This window comes from Paenibacillus peoriae KCTC 3763 (assembly GCF_000236805.1).
Lineage (GTDB): Bacteria > Bacillota > Bacilli > Paenibacillales > Paenibacillaceae > Paenibacillus > Paenibacillus peoriae.
Genome location: NZ_AGFX01000010.1, coordinates 1 through 20,881 on the forward strand (window position 1 = coordinate 1; position 20,881 = coordinate 20,881).

The following is a 20,881-nucleotide window of genomic DNA, read 5'->3' on the forward strand; positions in this document are numbered from 1 at the left end:
TCTACTTGACAGGGTGCACTTCAAGCGGAATGGGCTTTTTGAATCTATTGATTAAAATACGGATATCTTATTCACCGAAATTAAAATCATCATCGGTCAGCGGCTCTACATTCATTGCACGCACATACCCGTTTCCTTTTTTGGAAAAGAAGTCATGCTGCTTGGTGTGGGTGCTAATGCCATTGAATACAATCGGATTAACCTCTTCCTCTTCAAACAGCGGATCAAAGCCCAGGTTCATCATGGCCTTGTTGGCGTTGTAGCGTAAAAAGACTTTAACGTCATCAACTAGCCCGATCGGGGCGTAAATTTGCTCGGTGTATTGCTCCTCGTTATTGTGCAGATAGCGCAGCAATCCGACCAACGTCTGGTAAAGATCACGTTGCTCTTCCTCGTCCAGCTCTGCATAAATTTCCTGTGCCAGCACACCTACATATACACCGTGAATACTTTCGTCGCGCAAGATCAGGTCGATAATTTCCCCGCTGCATGTCAGCTTGCCCTGACCTGCCAGATAGAGTGGGTAGAAGAAGCCACTGTAAAATAAATAGCTTTCCAACAGCACCGAGGCAGCCATCGCGAGATACAGGTCTTTCGGTGTATGAATATTCATATAATACTGACGAATGGTTTCCGCTTTGGTCTGGAGGTGTGGATTTTCCTCCACCCAGCGAAATACACCGTCAATTTCCTCTGTGGAAGCCAATGTTGTAAAGATGCTGCTGTACGACTTGGCATGAATTTGCTCCATCATCGCCATGAAGCTCAGTACGGCCTTGCGTTGCAGCCCGTCCACATGCTCCATAATTTGCGGCATACCCACACCGCCTTGAATGGTATCCAGCAGTGTCAAGCCGCCCAGAACCTTCATGTAGGCATCTTTTTCGATATCACTGAGGGTCACCCAGGTCATTTTATCGTCTGACAATGGAATTTCATCATCTGTCCAAAATTGCATAATATTCTGGTTCCAGAACATCAGTGTGAAATCATCGTCCGAGCGATTCCAGTTTACGGCTTGTATACCTGTCATTGTTTAGCATTCTCCCTTCAGCTTGCGAGATTCCCCATAATTACAATGAAATGATGCAGGCGAATCATCGTATGCTTGACATACGGAAGCTGCATCCGCAAGGTCGTGATCTGACCAAACCTGCACTGGCCTGGACGTCACGCTGGATACAGCTTCGAATGAAAAGCATTTTTATCTCATCAAATTTTTAATCATCATGCTATCCATCATACTTTAGATCGAGCAGGTGAGGCACTCTTCCACAGACAGCTTTTTGGTACGTGTGTAGTACAACGATTTAAGCCCTTTATGTGCAGCATACAGGTAGCAACGGGCTAACTGACGTGTGGTCACATCACTGTTCACATGAAGCACTGTCGAAATCCCTTGATCCACGTGAGGTTGAATTTCTGCTATCAAATCAAGCACTTTGAACTGATCCATCTGATAAGCGGATTTATAGAAGAACACATTATCCTTTTGCAAATAAGGCATTGGATAATAAGTCGTCGAATTGGCATAGGTACGTGTTTCAATCTGCTCAACAATCGGCATAACGCTGGATGTTGCGTTTTGAATATACGAAATGCTGGCAGTTGGCGCAATCGCCATACGATAGGCGTGGTACAGACCATTTTTCATGACATCGGCTTTCAGCTTGTCCCAATCCGCAGGCGTCGGAATATCAATCCCTTTGAACAGCTCTTGCACACGTGTGGTTGCTGGACGGTAATCCGTATTCAGATAACGGTCAAAATATACACCGGTCCCATAATCGGATTCCTCGAATCCATAAAAGCTTTGTCCAGCCGCTTTCGCGATTTCCATACTTTTCTCAATGGAATGATAGTTCATCGTCATGAAGAAGGTGCGGACAAAATCCTTCGCTTCATTGCTTTCATACGCAATTTTGTTTTTGGCCAGATAGCCGTGCAGATTCATGACACCCAGACCAACGGAATGCATTTCGCGATTCGCTTTGGCAACACCCGGTGCATTAGCCACTTGTGTCATATCGCTGACCGAGGTGAGCGCAATCATGCCCTCATGAACGGATTCGCGGATTTTGCCATGCTCCATCACATTGACAATGTTCAGGGAAGCCAGATTGCAGCTCACATCGCGGCGGATGATATCCTGTCTGCCATAATCTGCAATTTCGGAGGTTTCCTGCAACTGGAATATTTCCGTACACAGGTTCGACATCTTCACTTGACCCACATTTTTAAGGGCATGTGCCTGATTGGCGTTACTTTTGTTCATCATGTATGGATAGCCGGACTCCAGCTGGATCATGGCAATTTTCGTCAGCATGTCACGTGCGCTCATCGCTACTTTTTTCTTTACCCGATCGTCGGCAAGCAGCGTATCGTACATTACATCCAGATCCATGTCGTCCAGATGCGTTCCATAGGCCTTGTACACACTGTAAGGAGCAAATACATGCAAGGGTTCATTATCCTGAGCCAGCTTGTAAAAGCGGTTTGGCACCAGCAATCCGATAGAGAGGGTTTTGAGACGCACCCTTTCGTCCGCATTGATTTTTTTACTATCCAGGAACTCCAGTACATCCCAACCAAAAATGTTGTAGTACGCCGCGCCGGAGCCCTTACGCTGCCCCATTTGATCCGCGTAGGAGAATCCGTCTTCCATCAGCTTCAGCACAGGCATAATGCCTTTGGCTGCGCCTTCTACGCCTTTAATTGCTTCGCCGCGTGACCGCAGCTTCGACAGGTTGACCGCGACGCCGCCGCCGATTTTGGACAGCTGCATGCATGTATTCAGCACGTAGTTGATCGAGTTAAGAGAGTCGTCCATTTCGAGCAGGAAGCAGGATACCAGTTCTCCACGCCGGCTTTTGCCTGCATTCAGGAAGGTGGGTGTGGCTGGTTGGAGGCGCTGCTCCATCATCGAGCGGGCCAACAGACGCGCCGTATCGGCATTACCGCGTCCCAAATGCAGTGCGACTGCTGCAACCCGGTCAGGATAATGCTCCAGATAGACCTTACGGTCATTACTTTTCAATGCATAATCGGTATAAAACTTGGATGCTGCCATATAGGAAGGGAATTTAAAATGATAGCTATGCGTGATATGGAAAATATCTTTAACTTCATCTGCTGAATAGCTATTATAGAAATTCTCGTAATAATCATTCTCAATCATGTACAGCACTTGAGCCGCTGTATCTGCAAACTTCAGGCTGCGCTCCTGAACTTCCTTCATAAATTCTGCTACAGCCTCTTGATCCTTTTCCAATTGGAAAAAGCCGTCTATATCGCGTTTCATCAACATGTTGTTTAATTCAATATGCCGCAACTCGGCTCACCTCCTGTTTGAAACGCTCTACATCTCCAAACGTTCCAGATAATTCAAATTTACTAATCACAGGGACGTTATAATGATCAGCAATCAAATCTGCGCTTTTTGCAAAGAAATCTCCCCAGTTTCGGTTGCCGCTTGCAGCTACACCGACAAGGTTTTTAGCGTTTCTTTGCAAAAAGGAAGATACCCTCTCAGGTATCTGACCAAACCCTGTCGTATATGTAATGAGTACATATGGTTCATCTATAGTCATTTGCTCCTGGATCTGAACCGCCGGAAGCTTGAGCTTTCCAATAAATCTTTTTACATTGCCGGTCTTGGAATCATAAGCAATCAGCATTGTAGGCATCCTCCTTAACAATTAACGAAAAAAAAGAAAACGGCATTACCCGCCATTTAAAATGTTGGACTCTATATGTACATGTATTTTCATGCCTGTAAGTTCAAGATATCGGGTGAGAATACGTTTTTACACTATATTTAGAGTACATTTTCTATTTTATATCTATATATAGTTTTGTCAATCGGTCCAAAGGAGATCAGAGGGCCCAGATCAGGTATAAGTCCAAGCGGGGTGCGGGAAAGAGCGAAAGAACTTTTTTTTCGTAAGTTTGTTAAAAAAGTATTGGAGTTTTTGAGGTTGAAGATGTACCATTTGTCAATGGGCAATAGAATGGAAAATTTACATTTTACTGTAGAAAGGATGAAGTAGATGGGAAGTAGTTATATAAATGAGGCTGAATCGTTTAATATGATCTTTTTTACTGTGTTTGGCATTGTTGCTCTCTTCATGATTATCGGTATTGGCAAGACGATAGGAGCAGGAATTTCCAATCAAGCGGCCGAACTGGTACAGCGTCCATGCAAGGTTCTGGATAAGCGGACGAGGGTAAGTGGAGGGTCAGGCGATTTTTCAGCTTCGACAGATTATTATATTACCTTTGAATTTGACGGGGGTGAACGTAAGGAGCTGAAGGTGAAGGATACGGACTTCGGTATGATTGTGGTCGGGGACCGCGGAGAGCTTCATTATAAAGGTACACGTTTTCTGGAGTTTGTGAGGGTAATGGAAGCGTAATAGTGTGTTGATGAGGAATTGGAATTCCTGACAGAAATACATAAACGGGAGGAAGATGACGATGCCGCATATCATTGGGGAACGAATTGTATTGAGAGAATACCGTCTGGAGGATATATCTGATATACGAAAATGGGTCAATGACCCGGAAATTACATATGGCTTAAGCGATGTGTTTATCTATCCGCATTCACAATTCAATAGCGAATCCTTTGTACAGATGATGATTGATGACAACTCCGAGATCAAGGGCTTTGTCATTGCGCATAAAGACACACTGGACTACATCGGACAACTGGATTTATTTAAAATCAACTGGGTGAATCGGCATGCCACACTTGGTATTGTGATCGGCCGTGACGATGACCTGGGCAAGGGCTACGGGCGGGAAGCGATTCGACTAATACAGAAATTTGCATTTCATGCCCTGAACCTGCATCGGCTGGAGCTGGAGGTCTATGCGTACAATGAACGTGCATACCGTTGTTATCTGGCTTGCGGTTTCAAGGAGGAGGGACGACTGCGGGAAAAGCTATTTAGAGAAGGTAATTACTATGACATTATCCAGATGGGAATTTTGCGGAGTGAATACGAGTGTTCTATGTAAAAGGGCTGAACAGCATCAGGCTGTCTAGCCCCTATCTTTCATTTTATAAGTGTAACTTGAACTATAAAGCAGAATTTGAAAAAAACATAAAAACGGAGTAGTCGGAATGGTGCTGTACAAGCGAAGCACCATCCGACTGCGTAGCGGCACGATAGATGTTTAGTTCAGCTTATAGATCGTTATTTCTCCCCGTACCATAGCTTCAGCCGATTTTGGATCAGGCCGGTGTAGACTTCTTCAGCCTTCGGTACACCTGCCTGGTCCAACTCCTGCAGCATACGGTCATAGACGGTGTCAAACTGATCCGGCTTGGCTAGTACAGCCTCAGGAATCCGTTTGCGCACAATGTCCTGCGACTTCTGATAAATGACATTGTAGTTCGTATCGGTCGGAACCGGCATATTGTAGGCGGCACCCCACTCTTTTGCCGGAAAATCCTTTTCGTTCGGGAACAGGTCCTTCCACGTCTGGGCCTTGTATGCCAGAAGGGATTCTTTTTCGGCTTGGCTGTAATTTTCGGTAATCATTTCCGGATAGTTGGTTGTATAGTAATTGCCAGAAGGGTCCTTGATGCTGTCCCCGTAATGAGGTCCCCATATCCAGTACAAACCGATACCTGACTCTCTGGTAAAAGAAGCATTATCGGTGTTTTTGCGTTGCTGTACGGCAGCCGGAATGACTCGTTTGCCGTTCTCTACATTGTAATGCTGGCCTTCAATTCCCCAGTTGCGTAAAATTTGCCCTTCATCCGAGGCGAGATAATCCAGAAACTTGATGGCACGTACCGGATTTTTGCACGAAGTCGTAATTCCGATGCCGTATGCAGCATCAAAGCCAACCGGCTGGAGGGAATGATCCTGATATTTTTCATTTAAAGTGACTGGAAAATGAGCGTAGGTGAATTCATCCTTGCCTGCTGCCTTGAGGGCGTTTTCGGCATCCTGATAGTTCCATTCCTGATCAATGAGTCCAATGACCCGACCTGCGGCAATCTTGGATTTGTACTGATCACTTTTTTGCACAAAAGTATCCTTATCCAGCAGTCCTTCGTTGTACATATGATTCAGCCAACGGAAATATTCCCGTTCTTCCGGGCGCTTGTAGTGTAGGATGGCTTTGTGTGTTTTCGGATCAATATAATACTCACCATCGTCCGGTCCGCCTGTAGCGGTCACGGCGGGATTCGTCACGGTAATCTGAATTTTCCAGTCTTCGGCATCAAGTGAGAGGGGAATGGTAGGCTGGCCGTTGGTGGTGGGGTATTTGGCGATATAGTCCTTGAGTGCTTTTTCAAAATCCTGGACGGTACGAATTTTGGGGTATCCGAGCTTTTTAAGTGCCTGATGCTGGATTTCAAAGCCGGCCTGTGCATCAAATGCGATGTGATCTACGCCCAAATTGGTTGGGATCGTATAAATGGCAGGATTTTCACTGCTGTATTTGATACGGTTAAAATAGTCTCCGTACACTTTCTTAATATTAGGGCCGTATTTGTCAATCAGGTCGGTTAAGTCAATGAGTGCTCCGGCATCGACCATCTTTCCGACCTCCCCTTTGGGATACACGATGTCAGGATACTCTCCGCTGGCGACCATCAATGCAAATTTTTCCTCACCTCGACCATTGACGGCATATTCGGCATTGAGTGTAACGCCCGTTTTTTTGATAATTTCTTGCCCGACCGCGTCTTTCATGTTGTTCCAGTTGGAGCTGGAATCACCGCCAAAAAAAGTTAGGGTAATAGGACTGGTGTCATCGGGATCTTCTTTTAATGCCGTACCGCCTGTTCCGCTCGCACAGCCCGTTGTCACGAGCAGCAGCAAAGCCAGGAGCAGGATGGAGCTTTGTCGTACCGATCTGTTCTTGAACATTTGCAATCCCCCTTTTTAAGTATGATTCACATAATGTAAGTGCTTACAATAGTAAATTGTAGGAAATAAGCTACCTTTCGTCAAGTAATTTATGGTGACTTGTTATGTTGTTTGTTTTTTTATTATGCAAACATATTATGATGAATGGTGTGGATTTGTGCAAATCTATCGTTTGATGATCTAAAACAAAGTATGCTACGATGGTACAAGTTTATAGGCACACCCGTGTATTGAAAACAGGCAGAAGCAGAACTAGATTCCGAATAGGGTTGGGTGAGAAGATGCGTGGAAAAGTAACATTGCAGGAAATTGCGGATGCGGCGGGCGTTTCAAAGTTCGCTGTTTCGCGTGCATTGTCAGGCAAGCCCGGCGTAAGTGAAGAGACAAGGACGGTGCTGGTCAAGCTGGCTGCCCAGATGGGCTATTTTCGCAACCATCCAAAAGTGACCGGATTAGAGCCGCGTGATACGGATGCCAGGGAATGGTCGGGCACTGTGCTGGTGTTATTTCCAAATATACGACACCAGAACAGGGAATCCAGATACTGGGGACCTGTGTTTGAAGGGATCTCCGAGCGTCTGAAGCGCAAGGGAATGGATATGGTCACGTTAACGGAGCCCTCGACTGAAGATATGTTTTCGTTGCTGAATCCGGAAGCGATCAAGGGGATTATTACGGTAGGGTCGGTTTCAACGCCGATGCTGCTGAATATTTATCGAATGGGGATTCCAGTCGTCATGGTAGATCATTGGGATTCTGCATTTTTAAGTGATACAGTGTTTACGGATAACCGCACATGCATGAGTGAATTAATGAAGGACTTGTTGAGCAGGGGCTATACACGTTTTCAATTTGTCGGTCAAATTGACGATGCTCACAGTTTCTATGAACGTTGGGAAGCTTTTCGCTCCACATTGGAAATGAGCGGCGTACAATTACAGCAGAACAAGAGCTTTCTTCACGGGGGAGTGCAAGCGCTGGATGAGGAATTGGACAAGCTGAACGAGAGCGAGTTGCCAGAGGTGTTTGTGTGCGCGAATGATGTGACTGCTGCACAAGCGGTGGATGTGCTGAAACGGAAGGGAATTGATGTCCCGAGGCGCTGCGGGGTGACTGGATTTGATGATACGAACGAACAGATGCCGATTTATGCCACGGTGAGAGTGGATAAGGAGCTGCTGGGAATGCGTGCGGTGGATCAATTGCTATGGCGCATGACCAACCCGGATTCACCCGTCGAAAAAAAGCTGCTGCACGCAGAGCTGGTTATACGGGAACGACATGCGCCGCGCAACAGTCGGGGAAATGATGACCCTGAGCGTCCAATCAGCTCAATCAGATCTAGTTGATGTTCAGATAGCATTAGATGTACTCCGTTGATGTGGAGAAATAAAGATGTCGCTTTTTAGCCTATTTAAGGCCAGAGAGCGACTTTTTTGGTTGTTATGCCAATCGTTTTGCGAAAAAAACAATTTGACTATTTTGTTAGCTTGATGTTATTTTTGTTATGCTGAAAGAGAAAGCCAGATGTTCCCAATCATCCTTATAGGGAGGCTTGTGACAATGTTCAATGTGATAGGACTGGATTGCTGGAGATTTAGGGAAGCGCAAAGTGATGAGTGGTTTAATGCGGAGGTGCCGGGTTGTGTGCATACCGATCTTTTACGACTTGGCCAAATTCCTGATCCGTTTATCGGTATGAACGAGGCAGAGGTACAATGGATTGACAAGCAGGACTGGGTCTATGAAGCCTGTTTTGAGACCCATACGGAACAGCTTCAATGTAGGCGGATAGAATTGGTGTTGGAAGGACTGGACACCTATGCGGATGTAAAAGTGAATGGGCAACATGTGTTGTCGGCCAATAATATGTTCCGGCAATGGAGACAGGATGTGAAGGAGTTTGTTCAAGTAGGGGAAAATCGGCTGGAAATTTATTTCCGTTCACCGATTGCTGAAGATGTCCCCAAGCTGGAACGGTTAGGCTATGCACTTCCTGCACCAAATGATCAGTCCGAAGCTGGTGGTTTGGCAGACAAAAAGGTAAGCGTTTTCGCGCGTAAGGCTCCTTATCATTATGGCTGGGATTGGGGACCGAGACTGGTGACAAGCGGCATTTGGAGAGAGGTGCGGATCGAGGCCTGGTCTGGTATGATCGTGCGAGATTTGTTTATTCGACAGGATGAAGTGAATGCAGAAGAGGCCAGGCTCACAGCGGTCATAGAAGTCGAGAATGCAGGAGAGGCGACGGAGGCCGAGCTGCGTATCCTCGCTGACAGCAAGGTGTGGTCGAAGCCTGTTCACCTGCTGAAGGGAAAGCAAACCGTAGAGCTGGAGCTAGATATGAGCAAGCCGAAGCTGTGGTGGTGCCGAGGGCTGGGAGAGCCCCATCTATATACGTTTACAGCCGAACTTGCGGAGCGGGAGCAAGGAGCTGTAATAGCGGAAAAAACGGTGAAAACAGGTCTGCGTTCGATCCGTCTTGTACGTGAACCGGATGCGGAGGGAGAGAGCTTTTATTTTGAGCTGAATGGAGTTCCGGTGTTTGCCAAGGGAGCCAACCATATTCCGAATGACAGCTTTGCCACTGATGTTACGAAGGAACGGTATCGGCATGAAATCGCCAGCGCGGCTGCCTCCCATATGAATATGTTGCGGGTATGGGGTGGCGGTATTTATGAGGAAGACGTATTTTATGAGCTTTGTGATGAATATGGCTTATTGATATGGCAAGATTTTATGTTTGCATGCAGCATGTATCCAGGGGATGAGGCTTTTGTGGATAATGTGGCACAGGAAGCTGAAGACAACATCAAGCGACTGCGTAATCATCCCTGTATTGCGTTATGGTGCGGCAATAATGAGATTGATTCGGCATGGGCGCATTATGAAGAGAACGGAGGCTGGGGCTGGAAAAAGGATTATACGCCTGAGCAACGTGAGCGTCTGTGGGCCGATTATGAAACGCTCTTTCACCGGGTTTTGCCGGAGGCGGTACACACCTGGACCCCGCAGACGGCTTATTGGCCCTCCTCCCCGCTCATTGGCTTGACCGCGGATCGAAACCAGCATGCGCATCCGTTCTCGAAGGCAGGAGATGTTCACTACTGGGGGGGGTGGCACGCATCGGAGCCGTTTGAAAATTATCATGTACGTGTGGGACGTTTTATGAGTGAATATGGTTTTCAGTCCTTTCCCGAGTACAAGTCGGTGCGCGCTTATGCGGAGGAAAAGGATTTGGAGCTGGAATCTGCGGTCATGCTGGCGCATCAGAAAAACGGGGCAGGCAATCGCCTGATCAAAGAATACATGGAACGGTATATGCGGGAACCAAAGGATTTTACATGTTTTCTTCCTATGAGCCAGATTTTACAGGCAGAGGCGATGAAAATGGCCATAGAGTCACATCGCCGTCACAAGCCCTATTGCATGGGAACACTATATTGGCAAATGAATGACTGCTGGCCCGTTGCATCCTGGTCGAGTATGGACTATTTCGGTCGTTGGAAGGCACTTCAATATACGGCGAAGCGCAGCTTTGCCGATGTGCTGTTGAGCGTGACAGATGCAGAACAGGGCAATAAGGAGCTGCATATCGTTAACGATACGCTGAAGCCGATTGCGGGTACGCTGCGGCTGACGCTTTTGCATATTCGTGGCAGTCAAGTGATCCGTGAAGAGGACATTCAGGTACAGCAGGCAGCGGGCGGTGCAGGGATCGTACATACACTGCCAACCGACAAATGGCTGAACGGCCTGAACCGTGCAGAGCATATGCTGGTCGCGTGTCTGACACAAAATGGCGAGCAGTTGGCCTCCTGTGAAGTTTATTTTGCAGATACCAAAGAGATGGATTTGCCGCAGACGAATATTAAGATAACCGAGGTACAGGGAAGCAGAGGCAGCAGCTTTATGCTTTGTTCGGATGTGCTCGCCAGACATGTATGGCTGTCAGCGGAACGGGAAGGCATTTTCAGCGATAACCATCTGGATCTGGCCCCCGGTGTTCCGAAGATCATAGAGTTTTTGGGCTTGAGTAACGGTGCCTCAACATTTGAGGCCGTTTCACCAGGCACGTTGACGGTGCATTCGTTGGTAGATTGGATACAAGGTTAGGGCATTGTAAAGGCTTATTCGTCTTTAACAGACTATGGATAAGCCTTTTTGCTATTTCTGTTTATTTTTATATGGTATGTACAGCGCTTTCACTGTGTTAATATATATAACAAATAACAGTTTGAGAGTGAATTGTTAACGAATGATTTATAAGAATTCTATCTATTTGGCATCTGAATTTGGTAGAATAGGTTCAAAGTATAACCCAGAGTGTATTAAAACTGACATCATAAGTATGCTTATTGTTGAATGAAGCTCTATAGAGAGGGTTGTGAAAGCATTAGGCGGCAAGGGGGAAAAATGATGCGAAAGAGCTGGTACAGGAGATTGCTTTTTTCCTATTTTCCAATTTTCATGTTAACAGTGTCGATTCTCATTTTCTTATCCTTCCTGATCGTGAACGAGATATCGCGCAATGAAACCAGCAAAGCGAATCGGATCACGACCGGATTTGTGATGGACAGTGTGGAAAATTCACTAACGAAGGTAGAAATGGACGTTTTAAACGAGGCGGAGACGAACAAGAGCTACAGCACTTTCCTGAACGGACAAGCTCAAAGCGGCAGTATGATGTTATATGAGCTGGTAGGGAGTCTGCGTACGCTGAAGGATAATCATGAGCTGGTACACTCCATTTATATTTACCGAATGAAGGATCATAAGGTATTAACCACGAGTGGTCTTCAGGAGGCTTCAACGTTTGGCGATTATCCGTACATTGAGCAGGCGCTCCGGTCGGAGGATCGGCAGTGGTCGTCTGTGCGGGAATGGAAGGAGCCGGGCAAGCATACATCAGAACGTGTGATTTCAATGCATAAGCGGCTCCCTTTGCCATTTGGGGGACAAGGACTGCTGGTGGTCAACATCGGTGTGTATCCGTTGGAGCAAGTGATCGCTCAAATGACGAACCCGGCCGTTTCCTATCTGGTGATTCATGATGGCAGCGGACAGCTGATTTATCCGGCTGCATCCGGTTCCAAGGATGCTGTAAAAGCAGAGGATGGGCAGCAGCTGACTCAGCTGCTCTCCCCCCGGCTGGGCTGGAGTTTTGATAGCGGCATTCGTGCCGGGCAATTATTCGAATGGGTGTCTGTGATCTCTTACGTCTGGATTGCGGTCGGATTGGCTGTGGTTATATTGGCGGTGGTCTACATTATTTATGTGACCCGCAGAAATTACAGGCCAATTCAGTTGATGATGCAGCGTATCCAGCAACTTCCAGGCCGTTCAGGTGAGGAAAACAATAAGGATGAGCTGTGGATGATTGATCATGCGCTGCAAAGTCTGATTCGGCAAACGGTTGATTATGAACAGCAGGAGCATGCGAATATACTCATTCGGCGACGGCAGCTGTTCCTTGATCTTATGGAAGGTGCAGCCACTGAAACGGTAGAATTCCGGCTGGATCATCTTTCTCCTTTTGCAGATGGCGGGAAGGGGGAGGCTTCTCCGATCTACGCTGTTATGGTGGTAGAACTGCACGATCTGGACCTGCCGCAGACAGCAGACGCAGCAGACGGGGGATCAACCGGTAGCGGACATTCGGAGGAGCATGGAGATAAAGATGGAGATGAAGATCAACGTTTGAGCCTGTCGCTGCTAGGTGTGATACAGGAGCTTGCAGCCACCTATGGATGGCAGGGCTGGGCAGAATGGATGAGCCGTGAAAGAATCTCCATTTTGCTGCGGAAAGAGGAAGGCGATGGGGAGGGCCTGCTGGGGGTGAAGCTGCAAGAGATGGCGCAAACGGGCTGTGAGTGGCTGCAGGGCCATCTGGGTGTACAGCTTACAATTGGAATTGGCAGCCAGACTCACGAGCTGGAGCATATTCAGGATTCCTATCGGGCCGCTGTTTCTGCCCTGCGGTATCGGTTAACGCTCGGGGTGCGTGATATTGTGACCAGTGATCAGGTTCCGCAGGCTAATGAAATTCCATTGTATTCGTATCTGCCGCTGATTTCGGAGACGATTCGTTCTTTTCGGCTGGCAAGCCACGATTGGCGTATACAACTGGAAGGACTATTCGAGGCGATGGAGACGGATAGGCTGAAGGATGGAGACATTTTAACAGTGGTGCGGTGGCTACAGGAGCTGCTGGAACGGGAAATGCACGAAATGAAGGATGTATCGGGCGCGCTGGATCGTAATTTTAACGGGGCGGAGGGACAGCAATGGAAAGCTGAGGTTGAATCGGCTTCCTCGCTGGCTATGATGCATACGCTAATGCTGGAGCATATGACCACTGTATATCGGACTTATGTTGCGGCCAGTGAAACCAAAAGCTATCGGGCCATGGTCAGCGAGATGAAGCAATATATTGAAGAGCACTATACGAATCCGGATTTGTCATTAAATCATTTGAGTGAGCGTTTTGATGTATCGCCCAAATATGCCAGTCATCTGTTTAAAACCGAATTTGACATGAAATTCGTTGATTTTTTGACACGGCTTCGTATGAACCACGCCCAGCAAATGCTGTGTAACACCACAGAGACGGTTCAGCATATTGCAACTCAGGTTGGCTATGCCAATTCAATTACCTTTGGGCGGGTATTTAAGCGTGTCGTTGGCGTAACGCCAGGAGATTACCGCAAGCTGAGATTAAAGCCGGAGGATTCAGCAGCAGGGGGAGCGCTATAGGCGCTCGCTTTTTTTTGCCTAAAGACCGGGGAGAACGAGTCGGTTTATGGGGCGGAATTTAGTTTATTGCGGTACAGGGGGGCAAAATGCCATACTTATGTCCATATCTTGAACCTACAGGGCGTCAATGGCCGATAGATTGGATTGGCAGGCATAATGGCGAACCGGAATGACGGAGGATGGCTATGACGGACATATTTGTACAAAAGCAACATGGGGGAGAGCCGAAGGTTTCCGGCTGGGCCGCAGGCATTGATGTTGGCGGGACGAAGACACTGATCTGTATTGGCACAGCGGAAAGACAAGTGGTGGTGAGACATAAGTTCCCGACAGTGCATACGAAGGATGTTCATTTTTTCTTTGAGCGTCTGTTCGGGGAACTGGAGTATTGTCTGGAGCAGGCAGGGCTGTCACTGGAACAGTTGAAAGGCATTGGCATCGGTTTTCCCGGCATGGTGGATAACGATAGTGGAACGATCACTCACGCTCCAGCGATTCAATGGAGTTCTGAAGATAGTATGCATAAAAATATACGATCTATCATTGCACAGCGATACAGCGGTCGCCTGGTGCTGGATAATGATGTGAACATGGCTGCGCTCGGAGAACAATGGCTGGGGGCAGCCCGGGGATTACGCCATGTCATGATGGTAACGGTAGGGACAGGCATTGGTAGCGGCCTTATTTTAAATGGGGAACTGTACAAGGGTGCCGCAGGCGGAGCTGGTGAAATGGCGTACTGGATTGCAGGCGAGGAACAAGCACGGCAAGCGGCAGAACAGAAAGGGACAGGCGAGTTTGGTGTGTTCGAATCTTTAACATCAGGTACAGCGATTACACGCAGTGTAAAATCGGCGCTCGCATCCGGCATACCTGGTATGCATATGATTCGGCTGGTGGAGGGAGACAGGGACAAGGTCGGGGCTCGCCATGTTTTACAAGCGGCGGCTGAAGGGGATATCGAAGCACAGACGATTTTGGAGCCTGCGCTGGCCCATATGGCGATGGCTTTAACGAATGTGATCAGCCTGCTGAATCCGGAAATGATCGTTATAGGTGGTGGAGTGGCAGAAGACAACACGTATTATTTGGATGAAATTCGGCAAAGAGTAACCTTATGGACGGACATTCCTTGCACCATTGTACCTGCTGAGCTGGGTAATGAAGCCGGGGCCATCGGAGGTCTGGCGACAATTCTGGGCAGCACGGTACGCTAAACAACAGGGAGGTTTCCAGATGGTTGGCTCGCAAATGCTGAAGCTGCGTAGCTTTTATTTGTTTATTGGTTTGGCAGGGGGCATATTTAACCCATATTTGACCCTGCTGCTGGTCCAGAATGGGTTGACGAGCAGCAGCGTTGGTGTTTTGATGGCGATCGGTACGCTGGTCTCCATTCTGGTTCAGCCGATATGGGGAATTATTGTGGACCAATATCGTCAAATGCGACTGGTCCTTATTTTGAGTGTAGTGGTCCCGGGAGTTATGGCCGTGTGCTATCAGTCAGAGCATTTTGTGCTGATGGCCTTAGTTTATTCCATCATGGCTATATTTACGGCAACACAGGCACCGATTGCAGATTCCTATGCGATTGTGGCGGCTAAACAGGCAGGCACAACCTACGGCAGCATACGATTTATGGCGAGTATAGGCAATGCGGTGGGTGGCTACGCCGGGGGATTGTTTGTGTCCCTTTTATCTGTGACGATGCTTTGGGTGCCTTTTTTGGCGCTGAACAGCCTTGCGGCCTTGACGGCGCTGGCGCTGCCGAAAAAAACGGAAGAAGATCTCGTGCTGCGCAAATCACTTTCGGACGGTATTGGACAATTGCTCCGCAACAGGACATTTTTAATATTTTTGGGCGGCAGCTTTTTGGTGAATCAGACATTGACTGCATTCAATACCTATTTTGTACTGGCCTTTAAAATGTCAGGAGGACTTCCGAGCTTAGTCGGGATTGCGCTGCTGGTCGCCTCCATTACGAATGTCCCCTCTATGCTGCTCGCTTCACGAGTGATTCGAAAAATCGGGTTGGAGAGAACTTTATTGCTAGGGGCCGTCGCTTATATGTTCCGATGGGGGATTCAGTGGGCCTTTCCCGCTCCCACCGTTATGATCGCTGTGCAGGTGCTGCACGGGCTATCGTTTGGATTTTTCTACATTGCTGCGGTTGAATATGTATCGCATGTCACTGAAAAGGATATGCAGGCGACGGGACAAAGCGTGTTCAATATGGTGTTTGCCGGACTGGCAGGGATTGTAGGCAATTTGTTAAACGGGTTTCTCCTTCATGCTGGAGGACCGCAGCTCATGAATTTGGCGTGTATGATCAGCGCGACCTTAGGTGCGTTAATGATGGTGTATGTATCACGCAGCCGCAAGAATGGGAAAACAGATAAAGTACGCAAGCTATCCATGAGTCTCCCGTCAGACATTTCACAGCAGGAATAGCGAGCTTCGTACATCATTGAAACTTGGTAAAATACAGAGAGGGCGTCGCATCCCATAAGGATGAGGATGCTCTTTTTTTTCGCAAAAACAACCTTTAAGTCACTTGATATGGGACTATATCTCACACGGATTGAACAATGAAAATGGTTTATTCGCAGGAAAATAGTGAGTTTCTATAAAAGTAAGCGCTTTATCATATTCGGTAATCGCTTTCATTCAAACGGTTTATGTTTGGGAAACTAGTTTATTGTCAGTTTTCTTGCGGTCATGTCATACTAAGGCACATCCCGAACCAAAGAGACAGACTCATGCTGATGCATGATATGCCATACCCTCATCCATAAAAAGAGGCGACGAACGGGAAAAAGCAGACAAAGGGGTGTTCAGGAATGAGAGGAAGTAAGGCTGGAGGATCATTGAAGAAGCAGCGTCTGCTGCTTGCAGCTACAGTTGCTCTGTCGGTTGTATTGAGTGCGTGCTCGACAGGTGAGGCGGACAAGAGTTCGACCGCTGCCGGAGACAAGGCTGGTTCATTGAAGGTTGAAATTTTCGACAGAGGCAACACACCTCAAGGCTATACCATTACTGACAGCTATTTGACCCGTTATGCAAAAGAAAACTTTGGTAAACCCAATAACATCGATTTAACGTACGTGCCCGTTCAGCGCTCGGAAGAGGTCACCAAGCTGAATGTCCTGATGGCCAGCGGCGGCGATGTACCTGATATCGTATTTACGTATGATTCCGGTACCTTTGAACGGTATGCAGAGCAAGGTGGATTGACGGACTTAACCCCGCTGCTGAATGAGTACGGTCCAAATCTCAAAAAATTCCTCGGAGAAGATACGCTGAGCTACGGTCAAGTAGAGGGCAAGCAGTTCGCCATTCCAGGCAAACGTACCATCTTAGGGAAATACTCTTCCTTTATTCGTCAGGATTGGCTCGATACGCTGAAAATGCCTGTCCCTCAAACGACAGATGAGCTATATAACACGTTAAAAGCGTTTAAGGAAAAAGATCCCGGCAAGACCGGTGGCAAGGTCGTTCCACTGGGGATGACGATGGAGCCGGGACAATATGATCCGCTGCTGTGGTCTTTTGTTAAGCCGGTGACGGATGAGCAGAAATATACGCTGACCCAAAAACTGGGTTCGCGTGACTATCCGACGCTGCTGCCTGGATTCAAGGATGGAGTCCGGTTTCTGAACAAGCTGTACAATGAAAACCTGATCAGCAAGGACTTTGGTCTGGATAAGGACAAAAAACAGCTGGCTCAGGATATTCAAAGTGGAAATACCGGCTTTTTTAGCGATGATTACGACAATATCTTTTATAACGACTCGGCTTATGCCAACCTGTTGGCCAACCAGCCCAAAGCCAAGCTGACGCCAATGGACCCGTACACCAACAGCGAGGGCAAGCATGCCAAGCCGGAATTTGCATCCAACGGCCTTTACATCATGGTGCCTAAATCCAGTGAGCATGCGATTGAAGCGATCAAGTATCTGGACTGGATGTCTTCTGAAAAGGTACTGCGCGACATGCAAAACGGTGTGGAAGGCGAGAACTATACCTTGAAAGACGGCATCCCGGTTGCCAAGGAAAAACCGACACAAGAAGCGCAGGATCGTATCTATAATCAGGGTGATGTGGTCATTATTGCGAACGGCAAGATCGCAGGAGACGATAACAAAAACAAGGAAGCCTTTATTATGGCTATGCCGCCTCAGTTCCAAAAGGATGTTCGCAAGGCCATGGATCTATCGAACACGGATACCGTTCCTCCCGTGAAATTTGACCATCCGATTAAGTCCGAGTCCAAATACAGCAACTCACTGCTGGATAAATTTGATGAAATGGTTGTCAAATCTGTGATGGCACCTCCGGCACAGTTTGATGCAGTCTACGATGCGTCATTAAAGGATTATATGGTGAGCGGTGGTCAGGCGATACTCGATGAGCGTACTGAAGCCTACAAGGCCATGACAGGCAAGTAAGAAGGCGGAAAGTAAAGGAGGAGACAGCGTGAAAGGGAACGTTTACTTCCGCAGATATTGGCAATTATATGCGTTGCTTGTGCTGCCCCTGACCTACTTCATTGTATTCAAATATGGTCCGATGTGGGGCGTACAGATCGCTTTTAAGGATTTTAACTTTTTTCAAGGGATTACGGGAAGCGAGTGGATCGGGCTTGATGCGTTTCGGGAAGTATTCCGCATGGACGATTTTTATAGAACGCTGCGTAATACCATCGTGCTGAATTTGCTTGATCTGCTGGTATCTTTTCCAGCCCCTTTAATCTTGGCGATTTTACTCTATGAAATGAAAGTGGTCTGGTTTAAAAAGCTGTCGCAAACGATTTTGTACATTCCCCATTTTATTTCGTGGGTGATTATCGGCGGGATTGTGTATCAGGTGTTTGGTACACAGTCCGGCATGATCAACAATGTGCTCACCACGCTCGGCCTTCAAGCGATTCCATTTTTGACAGATAAAAATGATTGGGTGCTCACATATCTGCTAACGGGTGTGTGGCAAAGCGCAGGCTGGGGGACGATTTTGTATCTAGCCGCCTTAACCGGCATTAACCGGGAATTGTTTGAAGCTGCCGAGGTAGATGGGGCAGGACGTCTGAAAAGAATCTGGCACATTACGATTCCAGGTATGAAAACGACCATCGCTACGCTGCTTATCATCAATCTGGGCAATATGATCACGATTGGCTTTGATCGTCCTTATGTCATTGGCAATGTGGCAGTTCGGGATTACTCCGATGTGCTTAGCACGTTTGTGTATCGCATCGGGATGGAGTCCGGACAATATACGCTGGCAACGGTGGTTGGCCTGTTTCAGGCTGTGGTTGGTCTGATCTTTGTGCTAGGCGCTAACTATGCATCCAAGAAGCTGACGGATGAAAGTATTATGTAAAGGAGCTGCTGACATCTGATGAGTGAACGTACTGCAAATCGCACCTTTGATATCGTAACCACAGTGCTGGTGGCTGCGGCTGTACTACTGTGCCTGGCCCCGTTTATTCACATTTTGTCCATTTCCTTCAGTTCAAACCGGGCGATTACGTCCGGGGAGGTGACTCTGTTTCCAGTTGAGTTCAATTTGAAGGCATATGGAAAGGTCTTTTCCGATATGAGCATGATCCGTTCGCTCGGGTTTACAGTTATGCTGACGGTGATTACGACAGTGCTGAGTATGTTGATGACGGTCATAGCGGCATATCCGTTAACGAAGAAAAACCTGAAGGGCCGCAAAACCATGATGTTTATCATTGTGGTGACGATGTTTTTCAGCGGTGGCATCATTCCCGAATACATTTTGGTGCGTGATCTGCATTTGTTGAATAATATGTGGTCTCTTATTCTACCAGGTCTGATCAGCCCGTTTTATCTGATTATCCTGATTTCTTTCTTTAATGGGATTCCGGAAAGCTTGGGAGAAGCGGCGGAGATTGATGGCACCAGTCAATTCGGCACCTTGATTCGGATTGTACTGCCGCTGTCTCTGCCCGTATTGGCGACATTAAGCCTGTTTTACGGTGTAGGACGCTGGAATGGATTTCAGGATACGCTGATGTATATTCAAAACCCCGATTTATTTCCGTTACAGCTCAAGCTGTATCAAATGATTCAAAATAACATGGTATCCGAGTTGACCAGGCTGGAAGGAGCCAGCGGTGCGAGAATTACGCCTGAGGGGCTGAAGGCGGCGAGTGTCATTTTCGCTACGGTTCCGATTTTGCTGGTTTATCCGTGGCTGCAAAGGTATTTTGTTAGCGGCGTGATGGTCGGAGCAGTGAAAGGATGATGACAATGAAGACGAAGGGGGAATACTCCTTTTCCACCTGTTGGAATATGAAAAAGCATACCGTCGGCCGAGAGCCTATTGAGGAAATACGCGAACTGGGCTTTAGCCGGGTAGAGCTGAATTATAACATTACCCGGGAAATGCTGACGACGATTGAACCTATGATTGAACGTGGAGAAATTGGCATATCGAGTGTGCATAATACGTTTCCTCATACCCCAGACCCGGATTACGGCACGGATTCCGTGCTGCTCGGGTTTGAGGATGAGACGAAGCGAAAACGTGCGATAGAGCTGCTGGTGCAATCTGCGGAATATGCGCATCGTTACGGGGCAAAGGCAGTAGTTGTGCATCCGGGAGAGGTTCCGTTTCCTTATGATATCAGTGAGGAATTGGCTGGTATTTACCGTGAGCAGGGCAGGGATTCGGCTGCCTATCAAACGCTGTGGGCACAAATGCTGGAGCGCCGAAATTCACTGAGCGGGCATTATGCACAGCGTATCCGTGACAGTTTGGAGGAGGCGTGCGACCGCATTACCTCCAAGGGGTATGATGTAGCCATCGGGATTGAAACGCGTTCACGCTGCTATCAGATGCCTACCCTACAGGAGGCGAAGACGATTATAGATGGTTTGAAGGGGGCGTCTGTCTACCTGTGGTATGACATTGGACACGGTATGATCATGGACCGTATGGGATTGTACGATAATGCCAAGGAAGCCAATGAAATGATCGACTATATCCTGGGTGTTCACATTCATGAAACCATAGGATTATCCGATCACTGGTGCCCTTATATTCATAGCGGTGATCTGGAATTTTTTGATCGTTTCGTGAATATCATCCGCCAGGCCCCGATTAAGGTCTATGAGCTGAAAGCAGCTTGTCAGCCGGAAGAGATTGAACGCAGTCATGAGCTGCTGACAGGCAAGATTGCGAAGCTTGAGCCGCAAGGCTAATGAATA

At 47.6% G+C, this 20,881-nt stretch carries 15 protein-coding genes; 11 read left to right on the forward strand and 4 right to left on the reverse strand.

Annotated features, from left to right (window positions below):
* Positions 1-67: 67 nt before the first annotated feature.
* The 3 genes from nrdF to nrdI form a co-directional block, all read right to left on the reverse strand.
* A complete protein-coding gene (gene nrdF / locus KQI_RS0102115) occupies positions 68-1,033 on the reverse strand; it encodes a class 1b ribonucleoside-diphosphate reductase subunit beta (protein ID WP_010345041.1) in 966 nt (321 codons plus the stop codon).
* A gap of 213 nt (positions 1,034-1,246) precedes the next feature.
* On the reverse strand, positions 1,247-3,331 hold the full coding sequence (gene nrdE / locus KQI_RS0102125; RefSeq protein WP_010345042.1) for a class 1b ribonucleoside-diphosphate reductase subunit alpha: 2,085 nt from the start codon (positions 3,329-3,331) through the stop codon (positions 1,247-1,249).
* The gene (nrdI, locus tag KQI_RS0102130) at positions 3,318-3,677 is read right to left on the reverse strand and encodes a class Ib ribonucleoside-diphosphate reductase assembly flavoprotein NrdI (protein WP_010345043.1); all 360 of its coding nucleotides are present in this window, start codon (positions 3,675-3,677) and stop codon (positions 3,318-3,320) included. Before nrdI ends, nrdE begins: the two co-directional genes overlap by 14 nt.
* 372 nt (positions 3,678-4,049) lie before the next feature.
* Between nrdI and KQI_RS0102135 the strand changes: the two genes are divergently transcribed.
* Entirely contained in the window at positions 4,050-4,415 is a 366-nt protein-coding gene (locus tag KQI_RS0102135; protein WP_010345045.1) for a DUF2500 domain-containing protein, read from the forward strand.
* 61 nt (positions 4,416-4,476) lie between these two features.
* Entirely contained in the window at positions 4,477-5,022 is a 546-nt protein-coding gene (locus tag KQI_RS0102140) for a GNAT family N-acetyltransferase (RefSeq protein WP_010345046.1), read from the forward strand.
* Between the two features lie 179 nt (positions 5,023-5,201).
* Here KQI_RS0102140 and KQI_RS0102145 read toward each other — a convergent pair whose 3' ends face one another.
* The gene (locus KQI_RS0102145) at positions 5,202-6,893 is read right to left on the reverse strand and encodes an ABC transporter substrate-binding protein (RefSeq protein WP_010345047.1); all 1,692 of its coding nucleotides are present in this window, start codon (positions 6,891-6,893) and stop codon (positions 5,202-5,204) included.
* A gap of 281 nt (positions 6,894-7,174) precedes the next feature.
* On the opposite strand from KQI_RS0102145, the gene KQI_RS0102150 reads away from it, so the two are divergent.
* From KQI_RS0102150 to KQI_RS0102190, 9 genes are all read left to right on the forward strand, one after another.
* Positions 7,175-8,242, forward strand: coding sequence for a LacI family DNA-binding transcriptional regulator (locus KQI_RS0102150; RefSeq protein WP_010345048.1), 1,068 nt, complete (start codon positions 7,175-7,177; stop codon positions 8,240-8,242).
* Between the two features lie 214 nt (positions 8,243-8,456).
* Positions 8,457-11,009, forward strand: coding sequence for a beta-mannosidase (locus KQI_RS0102155; protein WP_010345049.1), 2,553 nt, complete (start codon positions 8,457-8,459; stop codon positions 11,007-11,009).
* Between the two features lie 300 nt (positions 11,010-11,309).
* Positions 11,310-13,649 (forward strand): helix-turn-helix domain-containing protein, encoded by a 2,340-nt coding sequence (locus tag KQI_RS0102160; RefSeq protein ID WP_138984788.1) that lies wholly within the window; start codon positions 11,310-11,312, stop codon positions 13,647-13,649.
* A gap of 185 nt (positions 13,650-13,834) precedes the next feature.
* Entirely contained in the window at positions 13,835-14,866 is a 1,032-nt protein-coding gene (locus tag KQI_RS0102165) for an ROK family protein (RefSeq protein ID WP_010345051.1), read from the forward strand.
* A gap of 19 nt (positions 14,867-14,885) precedes the next feature.
* A complete protein-coding gene (locus KQI_RS0102170) occupies positions 14,886-16,097 on the forward strand; it encodes an MFS transporter (RefSeq protein ID WP_010345052.1) in 1,212 nt (403 codons plus the stop codon).
* A 389-nt stretch (positions 16,098-16,486) separates the two neighbouring features.
* Positions 16,487-18,094: an extracellular solute-binding protein gene (locus KQI_RS0102175; protein ID WP_010345053.1), complete on the forward strand. Its 1,608-nt coding sequence runs from the start codon at positions 16,487-16,489 to the stop codon at positions 18,092-18,094.
* A 28-nt stretch (positions 18,095-18,122) separates the two neighbouring features.
* Positions 18,123-19,025 carry an ABC transporter permease gene (locus tag KQI_RS0102180; RefSeq protein WP_010345054.1) on the forward strand — a complete coding sequence of 301 codons (903 nt, stop codon included), beginning with the start codon at positions 18,123-18,125 and terminating at the stop codon, positions 19,023-19,025.
* Between the two features lie 18 nt (positions 19,026-19,043).
* Positions 19,044-19,916: a carbohydrate ABC transporter permease gene (locus KQI_RS0102185; RefSeq protein WP_010345056.1), complete on the forward strand. Its 873-nt coding sequence runs from the start codon at positions 19,044-19,046 to the stop codon at positions 19,914-19,916.
* Positions 19,913-20,875 carry a sugar phosphate isomerase/epimerase family protein gene (locus KQI_RS0102190; RefSeq protein WP_010345057.1) on the forward strand — a complete coding sequence of 321 codons (963 nt, stop codon included), beginning with the start codon at positions 19,913-19,915 and terminating at the stop codon, positions 20,873-20,875. The genes KQI_RS0102185 and KQI_RS0102190 overlap by 4 nt, the downstream gene beginning before the upstream one ends.
* Positions 20,876-20,881: the final 6 nt, after the last annotated feature.

Bases quoted from the DNA above. Each gene is read 5' to 3' on its own strand.
- KQI_RS0102140 (WP_010345046.1), top strand. From the start codon at position 4,477: ATGCCGCATATCATTGGGGAACGAATTGTATTGAGAGAATACCGTCTG.
- nrdF (WP_010345041.1), bottom strand. From the start codon at position 1,033: ATGACAGGTATACAAGCCGTAAACTGGAATCGCTCGGACGATGATTTC.
- KQI_RS0102175 (WP_010345053.1), top strand. From the start codon at position 16,487: ATGAGAGGAAGTAAGGCTGGAGGATCATTGAAGAAGCAGCGTCTGCTG.
- KQI_RS0102155 (WP_010345049.1), top strand. From the start codon at position 8,457: ATGTTCAATGTGATAGGACTGGATTGCTGGAGATTTAGGGAAGCGCAA.
- KQI_RS0102170 (WP_010345052.1), top strand. From the start codon at position 14,886: ATGGTTGGCTCGCAAATGCTGAAGCTGCGTAGCTTTTATTTGTTTATT.
- KQI_RS0102165 (WP_010345051.1), top strand. From the start codon at position 13,835: ATGACGGACATATTTGTACAAAAGCAACATGGGGGAGAGCCGAAGGTT.
- KQI_RS0102190 (WP_010345057.1), top strand. From the start codon at position 19,913: ATGATGACAATGAAGACGAAGGGGGAATACTCCTTTTCCACCTGTTGG.
- nrdI (WP_010345043.1), bottom strand. From the start codon at position 3,677: ATGCTGATTGCTTATGATTCCAAGACCGGCAATGTAAAAAGATTTATT.
- KQI_RS0102145 (WP_010345047.1), bottom strand. From the start codon at position 6,893: ATGTTCAAGAACAGATCGGTACGACAAAGCTCCATCCTGCTCCTGGCT.
- KQI_RS0102160 (WP_138984788.1), top strand. From the start codon at position 11,310: ATGATGCGAAAGAGCTGGTACAGGAGATTGCTTTTTTCCTATTTTCCA.
- KQI_RS0102135 (WP_010345045.1), top strand. From the start codon at position 4,050: ATGGGAAGTAGTTATATAAATGAGGCTGAATCGTTTAATATGATCTTT.
- KQI_RS0102185 (WP_010345056.1), top strand. From the start codon at position 19,044: ATGAGTGAACGTACTGCAAATCGCACCTTTGATATCGTAACCACAGTG.
- KQI_RS0102150 (WP_010345048.1), top strand. From the start codon at position 7,175: ATGCGTGGAAAAGTAACATTGCAGGAAATTGCGGATGCGGCGGGCGTT.